Genomic DNA, 10,290 nt, shown 5'->3' with positions numbered 1-10,290 from the left:
CGCCGATCCACAGCGAGTTGGCCGCCGACGTCCCCGTCAGCGTCTCAGCCGCATCGGCGCTGAACAGATCTGAAACCGGTGCAGCGGTTTCGGCGGCGCGAGCGCCGTCGTACTTCACATAAGCCATCGACTTGTCCCGTTTCTCGAAGGCGGTTGGCCCGCCGCTCTCGCTTGGGGCCCCGACAGCCCTGCGATGGCTGTAGATCTACGGGGTTGAAGCTTTCGGAACCCCTATCAAAGTTGTCGCACGCTCAACCGAGGGTGGGGTGTTGACCGCGAACGATGTTATTGATCCACGTTGCTAGCGCAGAGCTTGTTTCCGGCGGCGTTATAGTAAAGCCTGTTTGGGAGAGGTATGAATAGGTTCGATAATTCGGGAAACAACCGTCGCTGTAATGGAACGTCACCTTTGTCCTGGCTTTGTCGGCTCGGACGCTCAGCCCGTGGTTGTGCCAGCTCTGCTGTGACGAGTTGCCGCGGTCTAGCTGTGCGTGAACGTCGCGGCTTGGCCGTACAGGCTTGCGACGCGCGGCCGCAGGTTGCCGCGGCCGGGCGTCGCAATCGTCCGTTGCTAGATCGCCAAGTTGTCGAGAAGTCTTACGCGGCCGAGGCGAGCGGCGGCCAGAAGCCGCGCGGCACGGTCAAGCCGGCCGGGCCCTAGTCGGTGCAGATCGGCGTCGCCCCGCACCTCCAGGTAGTCCACCTCATCGAATCCAGCCTTCGCCAGGGCCGCGATCGCATCGGCCTCGACGTCGGCGATGAGTGCGCCGGCGCGTAGCCGCGTCGCCGCTCCGGCCAGGACCTGATGCAGCGCCGCCGCCGTCGGCCGCTCGCTTGTCGTAAGGTAGGCGTTGCGCGACGACAGGGCGAGGCCGTCCGGGTCTCGGGCGATCGGGGCGCCGACGATGTCCACCGCCAGGTTCAGGTCGCGCGCGAGGCGGCGGATCACCAGCAGCTGCTGGTAGTCTTTCTCGCCGAACACCCCGACGTCCGGCTCGCATTGGATGAGCAGCTTGGCGACAACGGTGGCGACCCCGTCGAAGTGGCTGGGTCGCCGCGCGCCTTCGAGCTCGTCGGTTAGGCCCGAGACCTGTACCCGGGTGGCGAAGCCCTGCGGATACATCTCGGCCGCGGTCGGCGCATAGATCAGGTCGCAGCCGGCGCCTGCCAGGGCAGCGACATCAGCGGCCTCGTCACGCGGATAGGCCTCGAAATCCTCGCCGGCGGCGAACTGCGTCGGGTTGACGAAGATCGACACCACAACCCGTCCGGCTCGCTCGCCTGCTAGACGCACGAGGGACAGGTGGCCGGCGTGCAGCGCGCCCATAGTCGGGACGAGGGCGACCCGCTCGCCGGCGGCGCGCCAGTCGCGGACCCGGGCGCGCAGGGTCTGGACGGTGCGGACGATTTCCGGGGGGGCCGACATGGCGCGGCTTATGGCGGAGCCGCCTGCGCGCGTCCATCCATCGAGCGCCCAATTCAATCCACAGGGGGCGACCATCTCTCGCGTTGACCCGACTCTGGCGCCTCGGTCACCTAGGGACCGCTTTTCGGGGCCGCTTTGCGGCGCCTTCTGGAGTTCAGGCATGTCGCAAGCCAGCGTCATCGTCATCGGCAACGAGAAGGGCGGGGCGGGCAAATCGACCCTCGCCATCCACATCGCCGTCGCCCTGTTACACGGCGGGGCCAAGGTCGCGGTGCTGGATCTCGACCTGCGGCAGCAGACCATGGGTCACTTCTTCGCCAACCGGCGGGCCTGGCTGGCCGCCAACGGCGCCCAGGCGCCGATGCCGGTCGAGCATGATTTCGCCGCCGACGGCGTCGCCCTGGCCAAGGCTCCTGACGAAGAGGCGCTGCCTCGTTTCCACGCCGCTTTGGCCGAGCTGCGCGGCGTGGCCGACTTCGTGCTGATCGATACGCCCGGCAGCGACACCGCGATGAGCCGGGCCGCCCACGGCGTCGCCGACCTGATCGTCACGCCGATGAACGACAGCTTCGTCGATTTCGACATGCTGGGCGTCGTCGATCCGGTCACGCTCGAGCTGACCCGCCACAGCCTGTATTCCGAGACGGTGTGGAACAGCCGCAAGGCCCGCGCCACCAACGAGCGCAAGCAGATCGACTGGGTCGTGCTGCGCAACCGCCTGGCGCCGACCGAGGCGCGTAACCGCAAGCGCCTGGACGAGCGGGTCGCGGCCCTGTCCCGCAAGGTCGGCTTCCGCATCGGTCCCGGCCTGCGCGACCGGGTGATCTATCGCGAGCTGTTCCCGTTCGGCCTGACCATCGCCGACCTGTCACCGTCGATCCGGCCGGTGGCGATGTCGCTGCAGCACGTCGCCGCCCGTCAGGAACTGCGGGCGCTGATGACCGCCCTCGGGTTCTCAGGGCTGGACGAGGGCGAAAGGATCGCGGCGGAATAGCCGCCGATGAATCCTTCGCTCCCATGACCTACCTGCTGCTCGGCGCCGCGGCGGTCGTCCTGCTGCTCTTCGGGGGGCGGGGCCGAAAGCCGTTCGCCAAGCGCCGGGAGTGGCGCTTCCTGACCGCCATGTTCGCCCTTGCCGCCTTCGCCGGCGCCGCCTGGCTGGGCGTGCGGCAGTCATGGGGCGGGGCCGTCGTCCTGACCGTGGTGGGCCTTTGGCTCCTGACCGCTACCCGCCAAGCCGCCGCCCCGCGCGCCGCCGCACCGCCGCCGTCGCAAGCCCGCATGAGCGCCGCCGAGGCCCGGTCGATCCTAGGTGTGGGGGAGGGCGCCGGGCCGGATGAGATTAAGGCGGCCTATGCTCGCCTCATGCGCCTGGCGCATCCGGACAAGGGCGGCACCGCTGGCCTGGCCGCCCAGCTCAACGCAGCGCGCGAGCGGTTGCTCAAGGGCTGAGGACCCTAGGCCGCTCATCATTGGGCTGGCCGGCGCCTCCTGCACACAACGGCATAGATTAGGACCTCGGCGTCCCATCGGCGGAGGCGGCGGCGCTTTTTTGGATGGCCGGGACAAGCCCGACCATGAGGATCCGAAGACAGGCGGGCGTCAGGCGGTCGGCGAAACCACCTGGCAGGCCATTTTCTTCGCCTTGATCGCCTTGCAAGCCTGCTTGGCCTCGTTTTCCGACAGGCCCACGAAGCGCGAGCGGTAGCGCGAGCCGGCCTTGTCGGTCGTCGGCTTGGCGCCGGCGACCTGCTTGCCGAAGCGCTTCTGAATCAGGCCGACCTGTTCCTTAGCGTCGGCGCGGGTCTTGAACGCGCCGACCTGCACGGCCCAGCGCTCCTTGGACTTGGCGGCGGGCTTCGCCGGGGCCTCGACCTCGATCCGGGTGGTGCGGGTCGGCGGGGCCGCGGAGGCCAGGACGATTTTCATGTCCTGGTCCCCTTGCTCGACCGAGCCCTGGATCCGGCCGCGCGGTTCCGGCTCGAACAGACTTTGGGCGACGGTGATCTTCTCGCCGAGGTCGCGGCGTTTCACGACGTCGAAGCCGGTCAGGAGCAGGGATTCGGCGTTGTCGTCCCGGGCCCGTGTGGTCGGCCCGCCGAGCACCACGGCGATCAGCCGGCGGTTGTCGCGGACGGCGGAGACGGCGAGGTTGAAGCCCGAGGCGTTGGTGAAACCGGTCTTCAGCCCGTCGACGCCGTACATCCGGTGCAGCAGACCGTTGTGGTTGCGCATTGTCTGGCCGCGGAAGGTCATGTGGGTCTGACTGAACAGCTTGTAGTACTGGGGGTAGTCGCGCATCACCGCCCGGGACAGGATGGCGATGTCGCGCGCCGTCGAAATCTGGCGGCTGTCCGGCAGGCCGGAGGCGTTGACGAAGTTGGTGTTCGTCATGCCGAGCTCCTTGGCGCGCAGCGTCATCAGCGCGGCGAAGCGGCTTTCGGTGCCGCCGAGCTTCTCGGCCATGGCGACGGCGACGTCGTTCGCGGACTTGATGGCCATCGCCTGCATCGCCTCCGAGACCGAGATGGTCTGCCCGGCCGGCACGCCGAGCTTGGTCGGCGACTGCGCGGCCGCGCGCGGCGAGAACAGAACCCGGTCGTCGAGATCCAGCTTGCCGGCCGAGAGCGCCTCGAACGTCAGATAGAGGGTCATCACCTTGGTGATCGACGCCGGATAGCGGGCGTCGTCTGCGCGGCGGGAGTAGAGGACCTCTCCGCTCTTCGCATCCACGACGATCGCCGCGTACTTGCTCTGTGACGCGCTGGCGAGGACCTGGAACGGAGACTGAGCGAGGGCCGGAGAAGCAGCCGAGCTGAACGCCGTCGCGACGGCGACGCTCAGGGCTACGAACAGGCGGCGGGCGTGCTGGAACATGCTTCGTCCGTCGAATCAAAGGGTTCTGGCGGCAACTGGCCGCCGGGAATCCCGCTTACCATGCCAGCAGGAGCGTTGCCTGACAGTAAACAAGGCTTGAACGAGCGCAAATGTCGCGCCAGGCGCGGAACCGCCCAGTTTATTGTGCGCTGCACAAATTCCCTTGACTGTTGCGATGCAGCATGAGAGGTTTTGAGCCTCGGGACAGCCTTGTCCCTGCGCCAAGGAGCTCGACCGATGGCTGCTGACGATACCGTGAACACCACCGCCGAACAGTTCACCGCCGCGTCCGGCGTCGCTTTCAAGGACGGCGTCGAAAAGACGCTGGCCGCGCTCAACGAGGCCAACACCTATTCCCAGAAGAACCTCGAGGCCGTGGTCGCCTCGGTGACGGCCGCCGCGAAGGGCGCCGAGGCCCTCGGGGCCCAGGCGTTCGCCTTCTCGAAAGCCAACCTCGACAGCCAGGTCGCGGCCGCTCGCTCGCTGGCCGGCGCGCGCAGCGTGCAGGAAGTGATCGAGCTGCAGACCGCCTTCGCCAAGGGCGCGCTGGAAGCCTACGTCGCCCAGTTCGGCCAGGTGTCCGAGACCTTCTCCACCTCGGTGAAGGATGCGGTGAAGCCCCTGAACGAGCGCGTGACCGCCGCCGTCGAGCGCCTGCAGGCCGTCCGCTAAGGTTTTCCCGGACAGTATCTCCGGGTGCTTAGGGCCCGGGCCGCAAGGCCCGGGCCTTTTCTTGTGGCCGCCTTTTCTCTGGACCGCCGGGGCGCTAGACCTGCGGGCATGTCGCAAGTCGAAGACCGCCTCGCCGCCCTGGGCATCACGCTCCCGCGGCCGAACCCGCCCGTCGCCAACTATGTCCCCTTCATGCGGGCTGGTGACCTGATCCACATCTCCGGCCAGATCTCGATCGACGAGGCTGGCGGCATCAAGGGCGTCGTCGGCGATGAGGTCGACCTCGAGCGCGCCCGCCAGGCCGCCCGCATCTGCGGCATCAACCTGATCGCGCAGATGAAGGCCGCCTGCGACGGCGACCTGTCGCGCGTCGTGCGCGTCGTGAAACTCGGCGGCTTCGTCCAGGTCGCGGCCGACTTCTTCGACATTCCGCGGGTGATCAACGGCGCCTCCGACCTGATGGTCGAGGCCTTCGGCGATGCGGGCCGGCACGCCCGCTCGGCGGTGGGCGTCTACCGGCTGCCGCTGAACTTCTCCGTCGAGGTCGACGCGGTGGTGCAGATCTCGTGAGGGCGCGCTTCGGCGAGGCCTGGGACCGCCTGTTCCACCCGCCGATCGCGCACCGCGGACTGTGGGCCCTAGGCGGCGCGCCGGAGAACTCCCTGGCCGCCTTCCAGGCCGCCTGCGTCCACGGCTACGGGATCGAGCTGGACGTCCAGCTGTCATCTGACGGCGAGGCGATGGTGTTCCACGACGAGGAGCTCGCCCGCCTGACCGGCGCGACCGGCCGACTGTCCGATCACACGGCGGCGCAGCTTTCCGGGCTCCGCCTGGCCGGCACGGACGAGACGATGCCGACCCTGGCCGAGGCTCTGGCGGTGATCGGCCACCGGGCGATGGCGCTCATCGAGCTGAAGACCCCGGCCGGTCAGGTCGGGCCGCTGGAACAACGGGTGCACGACACCATCATCGACCACGCCGGACCGGTCGCGGTGATCGGCTTCAATCCCTATTCCCACGCCTGGTTCGCCGAACGCTTCCCCGGTGTGCTGCGCGGCCTGAACAGCTATTCCTATCGGGATGCGGCGAAAATCAGCCCGGACCTGCGGCGCAGCTACGCCCGGTTCGAACACCTGGAGACGGCCCGGCCGCACTTCCTCGCCCCGGGCCTCGACATCCTGGAGACCGAACCGGTCGCCGCCCTGCGGGCCAAGGGAATACCGGTGATCGCCTGGACTGCGCGCTCGGCCGAACAAGGCGCGGCGATCGCGGCCGCCTGCGACAACCTCATCTTCGAGGGCTACCCGGCGTGAGCCTTCGGCCCGGCGTCCGGGTCTGCCGGCGGATTTCCGAGATTGGCCGCGCGGCGTGGGACGCCTGTGCGGGCAATCCGGCGCACGGCGGCAATCCGTTCGTGCTCTACGACTTCCTCGACGCGCTGGAGCAGTCGGGCTCCGTCGCCGCCGAGACCGGCTGGGCTCCGCAACACCTGGCGGTGGAAGACGCCGAGGGGCGGCTGGCAGCGGTCGCGCCGCTCTATCTGAAGTCCCACAGCCAGGGCGAATACATCTTCGACCACGCCTGGGCTGACGCCTACGAGCGGGCCGGCGGTCGGTACTATCCGAAGCTGTTGTCGGCCACGCCGTTCGTGCCGGCGACCGGGCCGCGACTGCTGGTTCGGCCAGACGTCGACGCCGGAGAGGCGAGGGGGCTTCTGCTGAGCGGGGCTCTGTCGCTGGCCGAGCGCTATGGCGTCTCATCCCTGCACATCAACTTCCCGACCGAGTCGGAATGGCGCTGGCTGGGGGCGCAGGGGATGGCCCAGCGCGAGGGCCAGCAGTTCCACTGGCACAACCGCGGCTACGCCAGGTTCGACGACTTCCTTGCCGCCCTCTCCTCGGGGCGGCGGAAGACCATCCGCCGGGAGCGGCGCGAGGCGCTGGCCGGGCTTGAGGTCCACCACCTGACCGGCGCCGACCTGACCGAGGCGCATTGGGACGCCTTCTTCGGCTTCTACATGGACACCGGCTCGAGAAAGTGGGGGCGGCCGTACCTGAACCGCGAGTTCTTCTCGCTGCTGGGCGAGCGGATGGGCGAGCGAGTCCTGCTGATGCTGGCGCGCCGGGACGGGCGCTGGATCGCCGGCGCCCTCAACCTGATCGGAGACGAGGCGCTCTACGGTCGCCACTGGGGCTGCGTCGAGGACGTGCCGTTCCTGCACTTCGAGCTTTGCTACTACCAGGCCATCGAGTGGGCGATCGGGCGGGGCCTGGCCCGCGTCGAAGCCGGCGCGCAAGGCGAGCACAAGATCGCACGTGGCTATCTGCCGACGCCGGTTTACTCGGCCCACCACATCGCCGATCCCGCCCTCCGGGCGCCGGTCGAACGGTTCCTCCGTCAGGAAATAGCCGGGGTTGAACAGGAGATGGAGTGGCTGGAGGAAGCCTATTCGCCCTATCGCGCCAGCTAGGCCCTGTGGGCGCGATTTGCTAACACCCGACTGAACCTGGGAGCCCCTCATGAGCCTCGACGGCGCCTACGACGACGGCAACATATTCGCCAAGATCATCCGGGGCGAGGCGCCGGCGGCCAAGGTTTACGAGGACGACCACGTTGTCGCCTTCATGGACGTCTTCCCGCAGTCCACCGGCCATACGCTGGTGATTCCCAAGCAGGATGCGGCCCGCAACCTTCTGGAGGCCGATCCGGCGATCCTCGCGACGCTGATCCAGACCGTGCAGCGCGTGGCCCGCGCCGTCCGCGAGGCGTTGAAGCCGGACGGCATCGTGGTCACCCAGTTCAACGGCGCGCCGGCGGGGCAGACCGTCTACCACCTGCATTTCCACATCATTCCGACGTGGGAAGGCGTGCCGCATGGCCGCCACGCCGGCGGCGGCATGGCCGACCCCGACGAGCTGAAAGCGCTCGCCGCCGCGATCGCCGCCAAGCTCTGAGCCCATGCTGATCGACGTCGTCTCCGAGACCGAGGCCCTGCCGCTACGGTCGGGGGCGGCGTTGCGGGCCGAGCCTGGGCGGGTGATCGTCCGGCAGCTGGCCCACGTTCCCCCGGGCGAAGGCCGCGCCCTGACCGGCCGCGCCGGCGGATCGCCGCGGCCGCCCTGGTTCGAGGGCCTGGTGCTGACGGTGGGGGAGACCAGCGTCTGCCGGGTCGAGAACGCCTTCCACCTCCCGGGTCATGGGGCTGTGATCGACGCGCGCGGTCGCGCCTTCGCCGCCACAGTCAACGGCGCGCGCGGCAAGTGGCCGGACCTGTCGGGCCTGCCCAGCTTCCACGCCGTGCCGGCGGGCCTGAAGTTCGAGCCGCCGCTCGACGCGCCGCAGCTGGACGCCGTCGCCGCATTCCAGCCGTGGGGCGGCAACTTCAACTATGGCCACTTCCTGCTCGACGGCCTGTGCAGCCTGCTGGCGCTGGAGGAGGCGGGCCTGCTCGCCGACCACACGCCGATCACCGCGCCGCTGGCGCCGTGGAGCCGCGCGTTGCTCGACTACGGCTTTCCCGGCCTTGCGGTCCGCGAGATCGCCGCGCCGGTGGTGCGCGCCGGCTCCGTCGCCTTCGCGACGAGCATGGACCATTTCCTCGGCATGCCGAACGACCTGGCGTTGCAGCTGCGCGAGCGGATCCTCGCCACGGCGCCGGCCGGGCAGGGCGCCTCCCGGGTCTACTTCTCGCGCCGTGCGCAGCCTATGCGGGTGATGGTCAACGAGGCGGCGCTTGAGACCCAGCTTCGCGCCCGCGGCTTCCGGATCGTCCGGCCCGAAGACCTGTCCCCCGCCGCGCAGATCGCCCTGGTCCGCGAGGCGGAGGTGATCGTCGCCCCGACCGGCGCGGCCCTGGCGAACGCCCTGTTCGCACCGGCCGGCGCCCGGATCGTCGAGATCACGCCGCAGAACTACGCCTCGCACTGGGTGCTGGCCCTGGCCAGGCTGACCGGCGCCGATTGGCGGCCGTTCTACTGCGCTTCGCCGTGCCCGGCGCGCGAGGTGCCGCTGCTCAAGCGGCTGCGCAGCTATGTGTTCGGCTATCGCCTGCCGCTCGATCCGTTCCTCGACTACCTCGACGCGCTGCTCTGACGAAAAAGGCCCCGGGATCGCCCCGGGGCCTTCGTCGTCTCGTCGCGACCGCTGTCAGTCGGCGAGGGCGGTCTCGGCGTCCTCGGCCGGGTTCTCGATCACCGGGGCGCCCGGCTCGCGGACGTCGCCCTCGATCTCGAAGCCGAGCTTGCCGTCCTTGAGCACCACGCGCACGTGGCCGCCCTTGACCAGCCGGCCGAACAGGATCTCGTCGGCCAGCGGCTTCTTGATGTGCTCCTGGATGACCCGGCCCAGAGGGCGGGCGCCGTAGAGCTCGTCGAAGCCGTTCTTCGCCAGCCAGTCGGCCGCCTCGTCGTCCGTCTCGATGGTGACGTGACGATCGGCGAGCTGGGCCTCCAGCTGCATGATGAACTTCTGAACCACCTGCCGGATGATCTCCGGGGTCAGGGCGCGGAAGTGCACCACAGCGTCGAGGCGGTTGCGGAACTCCGGCGTGAACTGCCGCTTCAGCGCCTCGTCCACCTCGTCGTCGGCCTTGCCGCGGCCGAAACCGATGGAGTTGCGCTGGGCGTCGGCTGCGCCGGCGTTGGTGGTCATGATCAGGACCACGTTCCGGAAGTCGACCTTCTTGCCGTTGGAATCGGTCAACTGGCCGTGGTCCATGACCTGCAGAAGGATGTTGTAGACATCCGGGTGGGCCTTCTCGATTTCGTCGAGCAGCACGACCGCGTGCGGGTGCTGGTCGACGGCGTCGGTCAGGAGGCCGCCCTGGTCGAAGCCGACGTAGCCGGGGGGAGCGCCGATCAGGCGGCTGACCGTGTGGCGCTCCATGTACTCGGACATGTCGAACCGCAGGAGCTCGATGCCGAGGGTGGAGGCCAGCTGGCGGGCCGTCTCGGTCTTGCCGGTGCCGGTCGGGCCGGTGAACAGGTAGCAGCCGATCGGCTTGTTGGCGTCGCGCAGGCCGGCCCGGGCCATCTTCATGGCGGCGGACAGCTGCTCGATGGCCTCTTCCTGGCCATACACGGCGCGCTTCAGGTCGCTTTCCAGCTGCTTCAGCGCCTCGGTGTCCGACTTGGAGACCGACTTCGGCGGGATGCGGGCGATCTTGGCGACGACCGCCTCGATCTCCTTCAAGCCGATGGTCTTCTTCCGCTTGCCCTCGGCCAGCAGCATCTGCGAGGCGCCGGCCTCGTCGATGATGTCGATGGCCTTATCCGGCAGCTTGCGGTCGGTGATGTACTTCGCCGACAGCTCCACCG

The 10,290-nt window shown here is 68.9% G+C and carries 11 protein-coding genes; 8 read left to right on the top strand and 3 right to left on the bottom strand.

Going from position 1 to position 10,290, the window contains the following annotated elements:
• Positions 1–571: 571 nt before the first annotated feature.
• Positions 572–1,426 carry a pantoate--beta-alanine ligase gene (gene panC / locus ACILRF_RS11105; protein ID WP_395672843.1) on the bottom strand — a complete coding sequence of 285 codons (855 nt, stop codon included), beginning with the start codon at positions 1,424–1,426 and terminating at the stop codon, positions 572–574.
• A 160-nt stretch (positions 1,427–1,586) separates the two neighbouring features.
• On the opposite strand from panC, the gene ACILRF_RS11100 reads away from it, so the two are divergent.
• Complete coding sequence (locus ACILRF_RS11100; RefSeq protein ID WP_395672841.1) at positions 1,587–2,420, top strand: division plane positioning ATPase MipZ; 834 nt, start codon at positions 1,587–1,589, stop codon at positions 2,418–2,420.
• A 23-nt stretch (positions 2,421–2,443) separates the two neighbouring features.
• Positions 2,444–2,878, top strand: a complete 435-nt coding sequence (locus tag ACILRF_RS11095) for a J domain-containing protein (protein ID WP_395672839.1) — start codon at positions 2,444–2,446, stop codon at positions 2,876–2,878.
• Between the two features lie 150 nt (positions 2,879–3,028).
• Here ACILRF_RS11095 and ACILRF_RS11090 read toward each other — a convergent pair whose 3' ends face one another.
• Complete coding sequence (locus ACILRF_RS11090) at positions 3,029–4,303, bottom strand: serine hydrolase (RefSeq protein ID WP_395672837.1); 1,275 nt, start codon at positions 4,301–4,303, stop codon at positions 3,029–3,031.
• A gap of 237 nt (positions 4,304–4,540) precedes the next feature.
• On the opposite strand from ACILRF_RS11090, the gene ACILRF_RS11085 reads away from it, so the two are divergent.
• The 6 genes from ACILRF_RS11085 to ACILRF_RS11060 all read left to right on the top strand — a co-directional run bounded on the left by ACILRF_RS11085 (position 4,541) and on the right by ACILRF_RS11060 (position 9,067).
• A complete protein-coding gene (locus ACILRF_RS11085) occupies positions 4,541–4,975 on the top strand; it encodes a phasin family protein (protein WP_395672835.1) in 435 nt (144 codons plus the stop codon).
• Between the two features lie 108 nt (positions 4,976–5,083).
• Positions 5,084–5,545, top strand: coding sequence for a RidA family protein (locus tag ACILRF_RS11080; protein ID WP_395672833.1), 462 nt, complete (start codon positions 5,084–5,086; stop codon positions 5,543–5,545).
• A complete protein-coding gene (locus tag ACILRF_RS11075; protein ID WP_395672831.1) occupies positions 5,542–6,288 on the top strand; it encodes a glycerophosphodiester phosphodiesterase family protein in 747 nt (248 codons plus the stop codon). Before ACILRF_RS11080 ends, ACILRF_RS11075 begins: the two co-directional genes overlap by 4 nt.
• Positions 6,285–7,445, top strand: a complete 1,161-nt coding sequence (locus tag ACILRF_RS11070) for a GNAT family N-acetyltransferase (protein WP_395672830.1) — start codon at positions 6,285–6,287, stop codon at positions 7,443–7,445. The genes ACILRF_RS11075 and ACILRF_RS11070 overlap by 4 nt, the downstream gene beginning before the upstream one ends.
• A 49-nt stretch (positions 7,446–7,494) precedes the next feature.
• Positions 7,495–7,929 (top strand): HIT family protein, encoded by a 435-nt coding sequence (locus ACILRF_RS11065; protein WP_395672828.1) that lies wholly within the window; start codon positions 7,495–7,497, stop codon positions 7,927–7,929.
• Positions 7,930–7,933: 4 nt separating this feature from the next.
• Complete coding sequence (locus ACILRF_RS11060; RefSeq protein WP_395672826.1) at positions 7,934–9,067, top strand: glycosyltransferase family 61 protein; 1,134 nt, start codon at positions 7,934–7,936, stop codon at positions 9,065–9,067.
• A gap of 54 nt (positions 9,068–9,121) precedes the next feature.
• Here ACILRF_RS11060 and ACILRF_RS11055 read toward each other — a convergent pair.
• Positions 9,122–10,290: AAA family ATPase (locus ACILRF_RS11055; RefSeq protein ID WP_395672824.1), on the bottom strand; the 1,169-nt coding region annotated here is incomplete at its 5' end.

The organism is Phenylobacterium sp. (assembly GCF_044236515.1).
Classification (GTDB): Bacteria; Pseudomonadota; Alphaproteobacteria; order Caulobacterales; family Caulobacteraceae; genus Phenylobacterium.
The sequence above is the reverse complement of the archived record's forward strand: the minus strand, read 5'-3'. Positions and strand labels throughout refer to the sequence as shown.

Coding starts and splice junctions, on each gene's coding strand:
- ACILRF_RS11095 (WP_395672839.1), top strand. CDS start 2,444: ATGACCTACCTGCTGCTCGGCGCCGCGGCGGTCGTCCTGCTGCTCTTC.
- ACILRF_RS11065 (WP_395672828.1), top strand. CDS start 7,495: ATGAGCCTCGACGGCGCCTACGACGACGGCAACATATTCGCCAAGATC.
- ACILRF_RS11100 (WP_395672841.1), top strand. CDS start 1,587: ATGTCGCAAGCCAGCGTCATCGTCATCGGCAACGAGAAGGGCGGGGCG.
- panC (WP_395672843.1), bottom strand. CDS start 1,426: ATGTCGGCCCCCCCGGAAATCGTCCGCACCGTCCAGACCCTGCGCGCC.
- ACILRF_RS11085 (WP_395672835.1), top strand. CDS start 4,541: ATGGCTGCTGACGATACCGTGAACACCACCGCCGAACAGTTCACCGCC.
- ACILRF_RS11090 (WP_395672837.1), bottom strand. CDS start 4,303: ATGTTCCAGCACGCCCGCCGCCTGTTCGTAGCCCTGAGCGTCGCCGTC.
- ACILRF_RS11080 (WP_395672833.1), top strand. CDS start 5,084: ATGTCGCAAGTCGAAGACCGCCTCGCCGCCCTGGGCATCACGCTCCCG.
- ACILRF_RS11060 (WP_395672826.1), top strand. CDS start 7,934: ATGCTGATCGACGTCGTCTCCGAGACCGAGGCCCTGCCGCTACGGTCG.